Annotated in this window: 16 protein-coding genes and 1 pseudogene; 12 read left to right on the forward strand and 5 right to left on the reverse strand. The window is 51.8% G+C overall.

Features of this window, described 5'->3' with window-relative positions; all coding sequences use genetic code 11:
• Positions 1-229: 229 nt before the first annotated feature.
• The gene (locus KGZ92_00905) at positions 230-454 is read left to right on the forward strand and encodes a type II toxin-antitoxin system HicB family antitoxin (GenBank protein ID MBS3887845.1); all 225 of its coding nucleotides are present in this window, start codon (positions 230-232) and stop codon (positions 452-454) included.
• 57 nt (positions 455-511) lie between these two features.
• Here KGZ92_00905 and KGZ92_00910 read toward each other — a convergent pair whose 3' ends face one another.
• A complete protein-coding gene (locus KGZ92_00910) occupies positions 512-2,014 on the reverse strand; it encodes an AAA-like domain-containing protein (GenBank protein ID MBS3887846.1) in 1,503 nt (500 codons plus the stop codon).
• Between the two features lie 198 nt (positions 2,015-2,212).
• Here KGZ92_00910 and KGZ92_00915 point away from each other — a divergent pair, with 198 nt between their 5' ends.
• From KGZ92_00915 to KGZ92_00935, 5 genes are all read left to right on the forward strand, one after another.
• On the forward strand, positions 2,213-3,466 hold the full coding sequence (locus KGZ92_00915) for an ATP-binding protein (protein ID MBS3887847.1): 1,254 nt from the start codon (positions 2,213-2,215) through the stop codon (positions 3,464-3,466).
• 214 nt (positions 3,467-3,680) lie between these two features.
• Positions 3,681-4,817 carry an AAA family ATPase gene (locus KGZ92_00920; GenBank protein ID MBS3887848.1) on the forward strand — a complete coding sequence of 379 codons (1,137 nt, stop codon included), beginning with the start codon at positions 3,681-3,683 and terminating at the stop codon, positions 4,815-4,817.
• The gene (locus KGZ92_00925) at positions 4,814-5,176 is read left to right on the forward strand and encodes a DUF4276 family protein (protein MBS3887849.1); all 363 of its coding nucleotides are present in this window, start codon (positions 4,814-4,816) and stop codon (positions 5,174-5,176) included. Before KGZ92_00920 ends, KGZ92_00925 begins: the two co-directional genes overlap by 4 nt.
• 27 nt (positions 5,177-5,203) lie before the next feature.
• A complete protein-coding gene (locus KGZ92_00930; GenBank protein MBS3887850.1) occupies positions 5,204-5,491 on the forward strand; it encodes a DUF4276 family protein in 288 nt (95 codons plus the stop codon).
• Between the two features lie 102 nt (positions 5,492-5,593).
• On the forward strand, positions 5,594-7,366 hold the full coding sequence (locus KGZ92_00935; GenBank protein MBS3887851.1) for a hypothetical protein: 1,773 nt from the start codon (positions 5,594-5,596) through the stop codon (positions 7,364-7,366).
• Between the two features lie 49 nt (positions 7,367-7,415).
• Here KGZ92_00935 and KGZ92_00940 read toward each other — a convergent pair.
• Positions 7,416-8,446: pseudogene (locus tag KGZ92_00940) on the reverse strand (putative DNA binding domain-containing protein).
• Between the two features lie 114 nt (positions 8,447-8,560).
• Between KGZ92_00940 and KGZ92_00945 the strand changes: the two are divergent.
• The 5 genes from KGZ92_00945 to KGZ92_00965 all read left to right on the forward strand — a co-directional run bounded on the left by KGZ92_00945 (position 8,561) and on the right by KGZ92_00965 (position 10,541).
• Positions 8,561-9,337 carry a transposase gene (locus KGZ92_00945; GenBank protein ID MBS3887852.1) on the forward strand — a complete coding sequence of 259 codons (777 nt, stop codon included), beginning with the start codon at positions 8,561-8,563 and terminating at the stop codon, positions 9,335-9,337.
• Positions 9,338-9,471: 134 nt separating this feature from the next.
• Positions 9,472-9,687 carry a type II toxin-antitoxin system HicB family antitoxin gene (locus KGZ92_00950; protein ID MBS3887853.1) on the forward strand — a complete coding sequence of 72 codons (216 nt, stop codon included), beginning with the start codon at positions 9,472-9,474 and terminating at the stop codon, positions 9,685-9,687.
• The gene (locus KGZ92_00955) at positions 9,680-9,940 is read left to right on the forward strand and encodes a type II toxin-antitoxin system HicA family toxin (protein ID MBS3887854.1); all 261 of its coding nucleotides are present in this window, start codon (positions 9,680-9,682) and stop codon (positions 9,938-9,940) included. The genes KGZ92_00950 and KGZ92_00955 overlap by 8 nt, the downstream gene beginning before the upstream one ends.
• A gap of 14 nt (positions 9,941-9,954) precedes the next feature.
• Positions 9,955-10,206, forward strand: coding sequence for a toxin-antitoxin system protein (locus KGZ92_00960; GenBank protein ID MBS3887855.1), 252 nt, complete (start codon positions 9,955-9,957; stop codon positions 10,204-10,206).
• Positions 10,203-10,541 carry a type II toxin-antitoxin system PemK/MazF family toxin gene (locus KGZ92_00965; protein MBS3887856.1) on the forward strand — a complete coding sequence of 113 codons (339 nt, stop codon included), beginning with the start codon at positions 10,203-10,205 and terminating at the stop codon, positions 10,539-10,541. Before KGZ92_00960 ends, KGZ92_00965 begins: the two co-directional genes overlap by 4 nt.
• A 105-nt stretch (positions 10,542-10,646) precedes the next feature.
• Here the strand turns inward: KGZ92_00965 and KGZ92_00970 are convergent, their stop codons facing one another.
• Both KGZ92_00970 and KGZ92_00975 read right to left on the reverse strand, forming a co-directional pair.
• Complete coding sequence (locus tag KGZ92_00970; GenBank protein ID MBS3887857.1) at positions 10,647-11,204, reverse strand: nitroreductase family protein; 558 nt, start codon at positions 11,202-11,204, stop codon at positions 10,647-10,649.
• A 24-nt stretch (positions 11,205-11,228) separates the two neighbouring features.
• Positions 11,229-12,113 (reverse strand): PhzF family phenazine biosynthesis protein, encoded by an 885-nt coding sequence (locus tag KGZ92_00975; GenBank protein ID MBS3887858.1) that lies wholly within the window; start codon positions 12,111-12,113, stop codon positions 11,229-11,231.
• A gap of 113 nt (positions 12,114-12,226) precedes the next feature.
• On the opposite strand from KGZ92_00975, the gene pepT reads away from it, so the two are divergent.
• Positions 12,227-13,450, forward strand: a complete 1,224-nt coding sequence (pepT, locus tag KGZ92_00980; protein ID MBS3887859.1) for a peptidase T — start codon at positions 12,227-12,229, stop codon at positions 13,448-13,450.
• Here the strand turns inward: pepT and KGZ92_00985 are convergent.
• Positions 13,447-14,322 carry a GNAT family N-acetyltransferase gene (locus tag KGZ92_00985; GenBank protein ID MBS3887860.1) on the reverse strand — a complete coding sequence of 292 codons (876 nt, stop codon included), beginning with the start codon at positions 14,320-14,322 and terminating at the stop codon, positions 13,447-13,449. The two genes, pepT and KGZ92_00985, sit on opposite strands and share 4 nt — an antisense overlap.
• Positions 14,323-14,353: the final 31 nt, after the last annotated feature.

Here is a 14,353-nt window from a genome sequence, read left to right on the forward strand (position 1 = left end):
TCTTTTCTGTGCGCTTCTTGGCTTTCCGGTATCTCTCAACCATCGTGGGAAAATACTCTTTTCGACTGCTTAGTGACATCCTCACACACATCCCCTCGGTAAGATTTCTATGTGAGTGAGCCAATACCCCTTCGGTAAGATTATAGATGAGTGATTGCGAACTCTTCCGGCAAGACTATTTTTTTGATAATATGTATATGTACAGCGAGAACCGCGAGGGGGTGGGCACTTGAGACACTTCAAGATTGTGGTTGAAAAACACACTGATGGTTACGTGGCTTACCCATTGGGGGTTAGGGGAGTTATAGTCGGGCAGGGAGATTCTTACGAGGAAGCGCTGACAGATGTAAGATCAGCAATCCGATTCCATATTGAGACTTTTGGGATCGATGCCCTGAATGCGGAGTCGTCTATTCTTGAGGCTTTTGTTGCCGAAGCTGGAGTCGAAGTCTGATGCCCATAGCGCTAGGGCGGAGCCTAGCGCTTTTGCGTCTCTGCTAATTGATTGGGCTCAGCAACCCACCACATGGATAGTCCCTTGGGTTGTAGCGATAGTTTTCCAGTATAACTTGTTCTCCCAAGGCGTATCTATGCTCCGGTCAAATATTACTAACCAGCCTTCGCGCTCCCCCATGGTGTCCATGTATGCTCCGAGCTGTTCAAGCCCTTCGGGCTCGGTTTTGGCGCTATGCTTAAGCTTGAGCTCGAGGGGGTATTTCTTTCCGGCATACAGGACGCATAAATCGAACCGCCGTCTGCCGCTGGCGTACTCGCGCAGTATGTCGCCTCCGCCGTTTATAACCCGTTGCAGAAATGCCTGCAGCACAAGATGAGGCGCAGCCTCCTTGTACTCATACTTCTCTATCCAGATTTCGCTGTTTTCTCGCCAAAACTGCTGGAATGCCTTAAGCAGGCCAGTCATGTCGATCCTGTCGGGTAATGCCCACACTGGCTTTATACTGCTTTGCAGGGCGAACTGGGTGCTGAAGGACAAGGTGCGGATAAACACCTCGCCATAGGTGCGATTCCCGGCGACAACCTGCCCGTCTTCTATTGCTATGAGTCCAAGATTTAAGCAATACATAAAGTCATCTGACATGTAATCGATTCTTTCGGCAAACCCAAGGATAACGGGCTCGATGACTTTTCGCACACGTGGTTCGTTAAGTCGCTCAAGTAGGCTATCAATATGTACATCTCGGCGAAGAACTATAGCCTGCACCGCATCTTCTACCATGTCAGCCGTTACTAGCTTGGCATAGTCGTAGCTCAGTTCATTCTCGATCGCTTCCAAGGCAATGGCATTTACCAGCCAGGGTTGCCCATTTGTCCACCAATGTACTTTGTCAATTGCCCCGGGCTCAAATATCTGCCCTGTTGTTTCTGTGTGCTGGCTATAGAGTTGGGCAATTTCCGCGCGGGTAAAATTGTGTAGGGTTAATGCGGTTCTGACTATGTTAAACGGACTGGCAGAGCGCATGCCGACTAAGGCCAAAGAGTGAATAAACGAGGCTTGTTTTCTGTTAATATAGCCATCCCGTAACTGCCGCAGGAAGGTGACAAGCGTACCTTCGCTCAAACAGTCTGCCTCATCAAAGAAAACGACAAGCGGTTTGTTAAGCTTCGCGCACAGGGCATGAAAAAGCTCTTTTATCGCCACAGCGCTGTCGTTCTTGTCGACGCTGGCTGCAATTTCACCGAGGCTACCCTTTAGGGGCAGACCCGATATTTTTATAGCTGAAGTTATGCAGTTAAAAATCTGAGGTATTCCGCGCTCTGGTTCAGGGAAGGACTGCACTGCTTCGAGCGAGCAATAGAGTGCGTAGTAGAGCTGACTAGTGTTTATGGATTGTTCAAGACTCTTAAGTAGGGTGGTCTTGCCGCTTTGACGTGCGGCATAAATGACAAAGTATTGCCCTTGCTCTATCAACCCACGCACATCAAGCCGGTCCTCGGCGTTAAGCATGTAGTGCTCGTCAGGAAAGCACGGGCCCGTTGTGTTAAACCGCCTCACATCATACGCCTCCCTAATCTCTTGCGCCTTTGCCTTATCATATGCAATCTAAGTGGCAAAATCAAGCAAGTGGGGGGGACGAGCGGTAGGGACGGAGCCTTTTGCTTGTCGCGCCCGCTTGCCAGCGCTCGAGTTTCTGGCTATACTAAAGTATAAGTTTAGTTTAGACGCAAATCGCTTAACCTAGGGGTGAGGGTATTGTACATTAAGCGCGCTGTAGAAGATGCGGTGAATAGGGTGGCTAGAAGTTTCCCTGTGCTGCTCGTAACCGGGCCGCGTCAGGTGGGTAAATCTACATTGCTGGAGCACCTGTCTATGCCAGGGCGTCAAGTGGTCAGCCTAGACGACCCCGAGATAAGATTTTTGGCCAAGACTGATCCGGCCCTATTTATGCAGCGCTACAAACCACCAGTACTGATTGACGAAATTCAGTATGCGACTGAACTATTGTCGCACATCAAAATGGCTGTAGATAGGTCGAAGCGTAGCGGTGACTTCTGGCTCACCGGTTCCCAATCATTTGTGATGATGCGTGATGTTAGCGAAACCTTAGCTGGCCGAGTAGGTATTATTAATCTCTTGGGGCTTTCAAACAGTGAGATTCAGGGCCGTCCTTCGCGCGTTTTTACTACCAACCCCGAAATGTTGATGTCTCGTCTTGGTGAAGTGCAAAAGATGGGGCTTACTGACTTGTATGAGCGCATCTTCAAAGGGTCTATGCCGCAGCTTTACGCCTCTGATGACGTTCCTTGGGAGATGTTTTATCGTTCCTACGTCGAGACCTATCTCAAGCGCGATATCAAAGATCTAACGCAAGTGGCGGATGAAATGGACTTCTATAAGTTCATGGTTGCCGTGGCGGCCCGGACTGCCAAGCCAGTTGTCTACGAGGAGATTGCCTGTGAATGCGGTGTCTCTGCCCCCACCGTAAAGAAATGGATTTCAATCCTAGTATCATCTGGCGTGGTGGCCCTTGTGCAACCCTACCACAACAATGTGCTTAAGCGCATCACCAAGATGCCCCTGCTGCATTTTCTAGATACGGGGCTATGTGCCTATCTTTTGCGTTGGAGCAGCCCGGAGGTGCTTGAGAAGGGTGCTATGTCAGGGGCGTTCTTCGAGAGCTATGTTTTTTCGGAGATCTATAAGAGCTTTTTGAACGTTGGGCGGGAGCCACCCATTTACTACTACCGAGACAAAGACAAGAAAGAGATTGACCTTCTCATCCACGAAAATGGAACCCTCTACCCGATTGAGATAAAGAAATCAGCGTCACCAGGGCGGGATTCTATTAAACACTTTGGCGTCTTGAAGCCGGTGCAGGACCCAGAAAAACATGGCGGCCTAGCGCAGGCAAAAACCATCATCGGAAATGGAGTGGTCATCTGCATGAGCAATGATTTGCTGCCCATAGATGCCACCAATTGGCGTGTGCCGGTGTGGATGATTTAGCAACAAGCAACAGCAAGCAACAGGGACGGAGCCTTTTGCTAGAAGCAAGTTGCAGGCGTCTCACTTGCCAAACTCGGAAGTGAAACGTTGCCAAACTCGGAAGTGAAATGTTGACGAACTCGGAAGTTCCGCATACAATGTCATCAATTAGCGTTAGGGACGGAGCCTATTGCTAGAAGCAAGTTGCAGCCGTCCAGAACGGATGAGGGGTAGCGTGTTGATAAACTTTGCTCGAGAGGTGATGAATGTGTTAAAGAAAATACGGATCTCTGGCTACAAAAGTCTGCGGGAGCAGACCATCGATCTTCAACCCATAAATATTCTTATTGGGGGCAATGGGGTCGGTAAGTCCAATTTTTTATCGTTTTTTCGCATGCTAAACTACATTACTAGCAAAGCACTGCAATTGTACGTTGCCAGAGTAGGTGGGGCGAACACTCTTTTGTACTACGGGGCAAAGAGTTCACCCCAATTGGAGTGTAGCCTAACTTTTGATACGAAGGCAGGCTCGAACGTTTACGAGGCGAAATTTGCGTGTGCCGCGGGAGACACGCTTATTTTCCTGGATGAGCTAGTCTCTTTCACAAGGACAAACTCCTCGGCAAAAACGCCAAAATCTTTGGGTTCGGCAGGACATAAAGAGACAATGCTTGATGACGCAAAGGTACCAGAGCTAGCGAAGACGGCACAAGTTATAAAGTCGATTATGAGTATGTGGCGAGTGTATCATTTTCATGATACATCACCAGACGCACGAGTTAAGAAGAAGTGCAGCATCGCCGACAACGAATACCTGCGTGACGATGCCGGCAACCTAGCGCCTTTCCTATATCGCTTACGCTCGGAGCATCCAGCCTACTACGGCAGAATTGTTGAATATGTCCGTTTGTTCGCTCCGTGGTTTGGAGACTTTGTTCTAAAACCGGATGTAGAAAACACAGGCACCATTTCTTTGTCATGGCGAGAGAAGGACTCAGACTACCCATTCGGTGTAGACCAGTTATCTGATGGCACTCTTAGGATGATGGCTCTGATATCTATGCTTCTGCAGCCCTCTCTGCCATCATGCATCATTCTAGATGAACCAGAATTAGGATTGCATCCATTCGCGCTGAGGCTACTTGCCGACATTATCAAAGCAACATCCCGTAAGTCCCAGGTTGTGGTGGCTACCCAGTCGGCCTACTTTGTGGATCAATTTACGGCCAATGACATCTTGGTGGCCGAACGGAGCAACAAACAGTCAGTTTTCAAGAGACTGGATGAAAGCGCGCTGGAGTTATGGTTAAAGGAATACTCGTTGGGTGAACTATGGGAGATGAATGTTTTTGGCGGCAGGCCGGCGTTATGACGCGCGTGAATATCATTGTTGAGGGGCAAACGGAGGAGACATTTGTAAGAGATGTTTTAGCACCTTATCTTGGAACATCAGAGGTATATGTTGCCGCTAGGCGAGTCTTAACTAGCAAGCGTGGAGACAAGTATTTTCGAGGCGGCTTAGCTAACTACTCTTTGCCTAAAAGAGACATCGAGATGTGGCTCTCACATGACAGGACAGCTTGGTTAACCACGATGTTTGATTTTTACCGCCTGCCGAGCGATTTTCCAGGCTACGAGGCTGCCCTGCAATGTGACGATCCCTACGAGGCTGTTTCCATATTGGAGAAATCTATGAAGAGTGATTTAGGCAGTCAGAGAGTACTACCATAGATACAGCTACACGAGTTTGAAGCATATTTGTTTTCCGATGTCGCCTCGATTTCCGATCACTTTTTCGATGTTTGTGGTCTCAAGGAAAAGCTAGAGGTAGTTAGGAGTAGTTTCCTGAGCCCAGAACACATTAACTCTGATCCTGACCTAGCACCGTCTAAGAGATTAATTGACTGTGTGCCCGGGTATGGGTATCTCAAAGCAAGTTCTGGACCCATTATCGCTGGGCGGATCGGGATAGACACAATTCGAAGGGAGTGCCCCCACTTTGACTCATGGATCAAGCAGCTTCTGGCTGTCGGCGGGAGAATCTAGGGACGGAGCCTGTTGCTTGTGTTGGCAAGAGGCAACAACACTATTCGCCACGGCGAAGCGAAAGAGGGCAGGGATGAGGAGTAGCCTAAAGGAGGCAAGAGAGTGAACCTGAATAATTTTATGCTTCACATTGATCCTGTGATTGTGGATCGAGGTGAAGGTTACTACGCTGAGGGGAGTGTCAGCGGCGTGATTTGTGTCGATGTGGGGCGCTATCGCGCTTTTGTGCGAGGTAGCGATATTTACGACGTTAACGTTGCTGTCGGGCCGCGTGGAGACATTACCTACTCAGAATGTAGCTGTCCTTACGAGGGTGGACCCTTCTGCAAGCACGAAGTCGCGGTGTTTTATTCCCTTGCGGCGGAGGTGAAGAAAGCGGCTGCTGGGGGAAAAAGTAGCGGGGCAAGCGTGTCTTTGCTGGCCGAGCTGGCAACCGCGCTTACGGCACTCAGCCCCGATGAGCTACAAAGCATTATCCTAGAGTTGGCCACCGAGGATGCGCACTTAACTAGGGCGCTCCTGTGCCAGCATGTGTCCAAGGATGCAGAGCTGCGCGTGGCACGTGAGATAATTTGGTCGACAATTGACGATACCGTCAACAGAGCCAGTGTGTCGGGCCGAGTGGTTGCTATGCGCGGCTGCGATGTCGTGCTAGACAAGGCGAAGGCGCACATTGTAGCCGGACGGATTGAACGTGCCATTGAGTTGTGCATGGCGGTGCTTGATGCTGCGGTTAAGGTGCTACCTGTGCATTATGAAGAATGTGAAGACGATGAAGACGATGAAGACGATGAAGACGCTGAAGACGATGAAGAGGATGCCGATGATGACGAGGACGAGTGTTTTGAAGGTGAAGTAATCGGCGTCTCTAACCCTGAAGACGAGCCGGAAACTGTTGAGGAATGTCTTAGTGAAGTGGAGGCGGCGCTTGTTGCCGCAACCCATATGCGGAGCGCGCCTGAACAGGTAGAGCTGTTCGATCGAATGCACGCGGCGATGCGGGAGTACGTCGGCAGCAAGAGATATGATGTAGCTATCGGCCTGCTCGGCGCCTGTGGGCCGCTGGCGACTAACCTAGTTGTGGGGCGCAAACTTCGCGAGGTTTATCAGGAGTACTGGAAGCATCTTAAGTCGACGTATCGGGGGTATGATGAGCGCTTAGAAGCCCTCCTCGGGCACCAACACGCAATGCTTACGCAGCATGGCAGCGGCGCGGAGTTGGACGAGTTTCTGCTGGCAAATCTAGCGCACGGTGACTTTCGGAAGGAAGCGGTCACTCGGGCCCTAGAGCGTGGGGATGCTGCGCTAGCCTTAGAATTAGCTGAAGTGGGTCTGAAAAGTGCGAGTCCATGGATGGGCATCACATGGAAGAAGTACATGGTCGAAGCGTATGCGCAGATGGGTAACGTTGGCAGGCAACGAGAGTTAACCGAGGATTTGCTGTTTGCGGACGGCTTTGTGTGGCATGCGCAGCTCAAAGCCTTGTATGCGGCAGAGGAATGGCCCATGGTGCGGGCGAAACTGGTGGGCCGGTACGAGGGAAAAGAACAGCGTGAGCATGACTTTATGGAATTTCTGGCTGCAGAAGGCCTAGTGGATAAAATATTGGAACGCTGCCGAAAAAGCGGGCATCTGCTGGAGACATGGTACCCGTACTTGACAGAACACTATGGGGCAGAAGTTAAGCACCTGTTTATACAGCACATTATGCGCTTGGCCATCCAAGCCAGTTCACGCAGTGCATATGCTGGGATTAGAAGGGTAGCACGCCTGTACCGCGAGGCCTGTGGCGATGCGGCAGAAGCTGAGATCATAGCTGCACTCAGGCAGACATATGCGCGCAAGCATGCCTTTATGGACGAGCTCTCGCGCTAGCGCCACCAGCAGCAGGGACGCCAGCAGCGGGGACGGAGCCTTTTGCTTGTTACTTGCTACGACGGTACCTAGTTGCCCTAGCGGCTCCGAAGCGAACAATCTTCCCTTGGCGTAGTAGATCGTTAAGCACATTGGTGGCTGGAAAGGATGAGCATTGGAGGAGGTTTTCAACATCGCGGCGAGTCACCGTACCTTGGTGAGCTAAGAGCTGAAGTACCTTGTCCGCATCTGCTAGGGCGGAGTCAATGACGGGGTTTTCATTAATGTTGGGTAGTTGCACCAAGAAGGATGATGGGGCGGGCGAAAACTTAGGTTGGCGAGAGTGCCCAGCATAGCTCTCAATAATTCTTTGAATTCCTGTTCCATAGCTTTCTACCAACTCTAGCCGGTAAAATACGGCGGCTAACACGGCATTTCGTGATTGAGAAACGCCGCTCATGATATCAGCAAGTGTTAGGCCCTTGACTAGACCACCAAGGGACAAAAACTCCATGCGGTCTGCGAATATGTTTATAAGGATACTACCGGAGTAATCGTAATCACGGTGCACGATGCAGTTTAGCAGAGCTTCCCTGAGCGCATGTCCTCGAACTTCACTTGGCGCTCCGCATAGAACTTGCTTGCGTACGCAAAGGTAAGCTCTTGGTTGGGGGAGCGTGCCTTGTCAAAGGTTGTGCCGTCACTATCGCGGATCATTTGTCGGATTGCTTCTTCGCTCGCGGGTGCCGCGATGACGCCATGGCGCACGGACACCCCGCTGGGTTTAAGGCCTTTGTCAGATAAATGATAAGGTCGTTTTGCGCCGCGCGATACGCAGATGCGAATGATGCTCTTGCCTTGTTCTAGCAGTCGCTCAACTGTGGTATAGGAAGAAAGATCTGGCCTGATGCCATTAAGGATCATATTGCTGATGCGTTCCATTTCTGCTTCGGTATTAGGTACGCCGACAACTTGGCCATCGCGAGCAATTCCTATGAAGATTTCGCCACCGTTTGAATTAGCAAATGCCACAATTTCCTTCTTGATGTCAGCCGTTACTGCTTCCTTCAGCTCAACAAGCGCGCTTTCACTGTATCGCATCATAATCCCTCCTAATCGACATTTTCAATATTATATACATAATATCGCGATTTTATATCTATTTCAACTAGGACGGAGCCTTTTGCTAGTCGACTTGGAAAGGAGTTATGCGAAATGCCAAGACAAGCACGCGAAAAAAGCCCCACAGGGTATTACCACATCATGATGCGGGGCATCGACAGGGATTTTATCTATCAGTCTAGTAAAGACAAGACCTACTTTGTTGATCTGCTGAAGGAAGCTGAGCAGCTGGACATAGTAGCGTATTGCCTAATGGATAACCATGTGCACTTGGTGGTGCAGGGGGATATCGTGGCCCTCTCCTTAGCCCTGCGGAAGTTAAATATCAAGTATGCTATGCATTATAATTTTGTGAACAAGAGGGTAGGGCATGTATTTCAAAATCGCTATCGGAGCGAAATTGTCGAAGACGACAAGTACCTAGCACACCTGATAAGGTACGTGCATAATAACCCTGTGAAGGCCGGCCTCGTGGCCGAGGCGCGACAGTACAGGTGGAGCAGTTATGGCGAGTATCTAGGCAACCTCAACATAGTATCTCCTATACAAAAGCGGGTGGTCCTTGGACTCTTTCCTAAGGGAACCGAGAGCTTTAAGATATTTCACCTTGAGCCGGATGAGAACGAGTACCTAGACACCGCCGAGGATATAGAGCGCGACAGGCTAAAGCGTGCGCAAACCATAGTGGCTGCCTTTTGCAGCACACGGGAGATCAAAGACCATAGTTTTCTCAAGAGTAACCCAAAACAAACGGAGGAACTCGTGGCAGAACTGCTGCGCCACACCAAGCTAAGCCACCGCAAGATTGCCAGCCTGTTAGACATCAACGCGTACTACGTGCACCAAGTCAGTAGAGGCGGGAGCAGCTAGCACCAGGGGCCGAGCGCCAAGCACCAGGGACGGTGCCTGTTGCTTGGAATGCATAGCATTAGTTAAGGCCGCTTGAAGGTGCTTTAGATTTAGCATATAATCATGTTAGAAATTGGTTTAGGAGGAGCGCTGCAATGAGACTGACCGCTATTATCGAGCGTGAAGGCGATGGCTATGTCGCTCTGTGTCCGGAACTTGATATTGCGAGCCAAGGAAATACAGTGGAGCAATCGCGGAGAAATTTACTGGAAGCAGTGGAACTATTCTTTGAAGCAGCGTCTTCCGAAGAAATAGGGACCCGGCTACGCGGAGAGGTTTTTGTCACCCACATTGAGGTAGCGCGTGGGTAGGTTGCGGGTACTTAGCGGCAAAGAGCTGTGCGTGATTTTGTCTGCGCACGGCTTTATTGAGGTGCGGAGGCGAGGTAGCCATATTATTATGCAGAAGATGATCCTCCAGAGCACGATAACCGTCCCGATCCCAGATCACAGCGAAATTCGAATTGGGACGCTTCAATCGCAAGCACCAGGGACGGAGCCTGTTGCTAGGAAGAAGGCGCCATGCGTTGCATTTCTGTGTGCTCTTTTGTATACTAATATGTAGAGGAGGTGAGCTACATGGCGAGTACTACGGTAAGGTTAGCCGAGGAACATGTTCGTATGTTGAGGGAGTTAGCAAAGCAGTCAAATGAGTCTATGCAGATTGTGCTGGGCAAGGCGATTGAATCTTATAGGAGACAACTTCTCCTTCAGGCGACTAATGATGCCTATGCCTGTCTAAAGGCTGACGCCGTCTTGTGGGCAGAAGAAGTGGCCGAACGGCAGATCTGGGAATTTACGCTCGGTGACGGCTTGGAGGACAGAAAGTGAGGCCTTCGCGAGGTGAAATCTGGCTGGTGTCGCTCGACCCTGTCGTGGGGCGCGAGCAAGCAGGCATGCGCCCAGCACTAATTGTGTCGGTTAATCAGTTTAATCATGGGCCCGCCGAACTGGTCGTTCTAGTGCCTATAACTACAACACGCAGGAATGTACCTCTACATGTCACGCTAAGCCCGATCGAAACAGGGCTTAGTTACGTGAGCTCTGCGAAGTGCGAGGACGTAAGGTCGGTATCTTTGAAGCGACTAGATCGCTGTCTAGGAGCTGTTGCTCCTAGCACGCTGGAGTTAGTCGAAGATCGAATGCGCATCCTGTTGGGTTTATAGTAGCATCGGATACGGCTAGCTAAGCATGCGATAGCAGCGTACTTCTGATCGGTTAATGCGAGATAGAAATGAAAGGGGAAGGGGTGCAAGCAGCAGGCTCCGTCCCTACTGCTTGAGGAACAGGCTTTCAAGGTTCGCGCGCTCGCCGGGGTGTTCGCGCGCTTGCAGGGGCTCGGGCAGGTTATCGCGCTGGCCTAATTTGCCGATGGCGATGACGGCCATAGGCGCGAGGTCGCTCGGTAGTTGGTAGAGCTCTTGCGCTTTCTTTTTGCTAAAACCGCCCATGCCGTGGGTAATGAGCCCGCGGCTTTGTGCTTCGAGCGAGAGGTAGCCCCAGGCGGTGCCGGCATCGAACATGTGCCAGTAGTTGTCTTGGCCGGTTTCTGAGAAGGTCTTTTTGGCGAGAATAAGGAGTAGGGCCGGGGCATGCTGGGCCCATTCTAGGTTGCTTTCGGCGAGGATGCTTTGCATTTTCGCCAGTTCGTCGGGGGTCGTGGCGAGGATAAAGCGCCAGGGCTGCTCGTTAAAGCACGACGGTGCATAGCGTGCGGCTTCGCAGAGTGCTAAGAGTTCGGGCATGGCGACTGGTTCAGCACTAAAGGCACGTGGGGACCAGCGGGCCTTGATAAGGTCTAAAATGTCGTGGTTAAAGTCTCTTGGCATTAGTAACGTCCTCCCATGTTGTAGTTATAGTAGTGTGCCGTGCGCCACAAGTACGACTTGACCGCCGACATGGACTGCAATGCTACCCTTTTGTTCCTCGGCTTTGAGCAGGAGCAAAGACGGGCGGCCGATTTCGTAACCTTGCTCGACGCGCGCGGTGAGCGAGGTGGTGCCGTTGTAACGGTACTTGACTAGGTAGGCGGCCAGGCAGCCATTGGCGCTACCTGTGGCAGGGTCTTCGGGTATGCCGAGGTAGTCGGTAAAGACGCGGGCGTTGTAGTCGTTTTCGCGGTTATAGGTCTCGGGGGCAAAAACGAGGATGTTCTTCGCGGTAAGGGCGGCGACATAGTCAAGTAGACGGCGGGTCTCGGGGCGGCACTTTTTTACCGCGGCGAGATTTTTAAGGGGAACAATTATAAAGGGCAGCCCTGTGCTTACCTCTTGGATGGGGAAGCGGGAGTCGATGTCCTCTAGGGTTAGGCCGAGCAAGTCTGCCATGCCCTGAGGGTCAAGTGTGCTTAAGAACGAGGGCTGTACTTGCCTCATCCAGAGGGTGTGGGGCAGGCCAGCATCGTAGGTAAAGGTGACGGGGATTTTACCGACGGCAAGGTTTAAGACCAACTCGGCGACTTCGTGCTGCAAAATGGTCTGCTGAATGACATAGGCTGTGCCTAGGGTGGGGTGCCCGGCAAAAGGGACCTCTTCGCCTGGGGTAAAAATGCGCACGTCAAAACCCCCCTCGCGCGGGGAATCAGAGTAAATAAAGGTCGTCTCGCTGTAGTTCATCTCTTTGGCGATGGCTAGCATTTCGGCGCTGGTCAGTTTGGCGCTGTGCCTGACAACTGCCAGCTGATTGCCCGCGTACTTATGGGGGGCAAAGACGTCGAGGATGTAAAAGGGGTAGCTCACCTACAGACCTCCTTTAGTTAATGCTTGTCTGATGGCAGGAAGAAAAGCGTGCGGTGAAGAATTAGAGAAATCGTTAGGGACAAATTTTAATAGGTTACGAGGAGGCGCAATTAATGACGCGATTAGTTGAAAGGTTTTTAAGGTATGTCCAAGTGGATACGGCTTCTGATGCCAATTCTCCGACACAGCCCAGCACAGCAAAGCAGCTCGACCTAGGCAAGATACTGGTAGCAGACTTGCTCGAACTAGGCCTTGCAGACGCTCATCTTGATGAGTATGGCTACGTGTACGCCACTTTGCCTGGCAATGTGGAACATAGTGTGCCCACGATTGGCCTAGTAGCCCATGTTGACGTGGTGGCCGATGTGCCGAGCGCGGGCATTAAGGCGCGTATTGTCAAGGACTACGACGGAGGCGACATCGTGCTAAACGAGGAGCAAAGTATTGTGCTTTCGCCTGCGGAGTACCCCGAGCTTAAGCTCTGCACGGGGGACGACCTTATTGTTACCGATGGTACGACCTTGCTCGGAGCAGATAACAAGGCCGGCATTGCTGAGATTATGGCGGCCGTGGAGTATCTTTTGCAGCACCCCGAGATTAAGCGAGGCACGGTGCGCATTGCCTTTACCCCGGATGAAGAGATTGCGCGCGGTACGGCTAAGTTTGACCTGGCGAAGTTTGGGGCGGACTACGCCTACACACTTGACGGCGGTGCCCTAGGCGGCATTGAGTACGAGACCTTTAACGCGGCGTCGGCCAAGGTTACTGTTAAGGGGCGCAATATTCACCCCGGTGCGTCGAAGAACAAAATGAAGAATGCCCTGCTCCTTGGGGTTGATTTTAACAGTATGCTGCCACCCGCCGAGCGCCCAGTGCATACCGAAGGGTACGAAGGTTTTTATCATTTGACGGAAGTGCAGGGGACTCCGGAGCAGGCTGTGCTAAAGTATATAGTTCGCGACCATGATAAAGAGAAGTTTGCCGCGCGAAAAGAACGTTTAGGTGAAATCGGCCGCTACCTTAACGGCGTCTACGGAGAGGGCACCTTCACGGTAGAAGTAGCGGACTCTTACTACAACATGGCCGAGAAGATCTTGCCGGCCATGCACATCGTGGATTTGGCCAAGCAAGCCATGCGCGAGATTGGCGTTACGCCTATCACTACCCCGGTAAGGGGTGGTACGGACGGTGCTAGGCTCTCTTTTATGGGCTTGCCCTGCCCTAATATCTTTACCGGCGGGCATAATTACCACAGCACGCATGAGTACGCTTCTATCCAGACCATGGAGAAAGCTGTGGAGCTAGTAGTGAAGATAGTGGAGATGAACGCCCGCTAAATTTTATCCGTACCCTCTGTTAAGAGCTTGTACTCCCAGATGGTGTAGCCGTCGTCTCCGCTAAAGCCGTTCATCTGCGGCAGGTCTCCCAGGGCGTTTTGCGGCGGCTGCCATAGCTCGAGGTAGAGTTCTTTTTCGTCGGGCAGCCACTGTAGCAAGTCTAAGAAGGCGGCCTGTACTGCGTCTTCTTCGCCGCACAGGGGGAAGAGGGCGCGGTACTCATCGTGTATGGCAAAGCCAGACCAGACTAAAATTTCGGGCGTTCCCCATACCCAGAGGTCCTCCTCGGCGATGAATTTCTCTAGCGCCGCGCGGGATACAGGCTGCCACTTCCAGCTGGCAAAAATAGCGCTACTTGGGGCATAGGACTGTCCTAGTTCCCACATGCGCTCTAAGTCATCGGCTTGGGCTTTGCGCCAGAGGGTGCTCTCTTTAGGCAGGCCAGATTCGCGCGCGGGGATTTTTTTGCCCACTCTCGAGTAATCGCATGCTTTGCGAAAGCCGGCTCTCTCCGTCATAGTGAGCGAGGGGGTGTTGTCGGCGTCGATACCTAGGTAGGCATGGGTGCAATGTGCTGCCCTGGCCACCGCGAGACTGGCGGCTGTGAGTGCGCTGCCGACGCCGGCGCGGCGGACCTTGGTGTCAACGCGCATGCCCTGTAGCCAGCAGCTGCTATCTGGTAGAAAGTGCGTGTAGCAGGTGCCGATGATTGCGCCGGATTCGTCTCCCTCTTCGGCCACGAGTACCACGCCGCGGTCAGTTTCCTCTACCCAGCTAATCCAAGTATGTGGCAGGTAGTCGTCTTCCCAAATGCTGGCGAGCATGGCCATGACTTTAGGGGTGTCGGTAATTGCGGCTCTTCTGATGTTCAAGTTCTTCTCCCCTTTGCGCTTGCTAGGTATA

The organism is Bacillota bacterium, assembly GCA_018333655.1.
Taxonomy (GTDB): domain Bacteria; phylum Bacillota; class UBA994; order UBA994; family UBA994; genus BS524.

Coding starts and splice junctions, on each gene's coding strand:
- KGZ92_00925 (MBS3887849.1), top strand. CDS start 4,814: ATGACGCGCGTGAATATCATTGTTGAGGGGCAAACGGAGGAGACATTT.
- KGZ92_00945 (MBS3887852.1), top strand. CDS start 8,561: ATGCCAAGACAAGCACGCGAAAAAAGCCCCACAGGGTATTACCACATC.
- KGZ92_00950 (MBS3887853.1), top strand. CDS start 9,472: ATGAGACTGACCGCTATTATCGAGCGTGAAGGCGATGGCTATGTCGCT.
- KGZ92_00960 (MBS3887855.1), top strand. CDS start 9,955: ATGGCGAGTACTACGGTAAGGTTAGCCGAGGAACATGTTCGTATGTTG.
- KGZ92_00970 (MBS3887857.1), bottom strand. CDS start 11,204: ATGCCAAGAGACTTTAACCACGACATTTTAGACCTTATCAAGGCCCGC.
- pepT (MBS3887859.1), top strand. CDS start 12,227: ATGACGCGATTAGTTGAAAGGTTTTTAAGGTATGTCCAAGTGGATACG.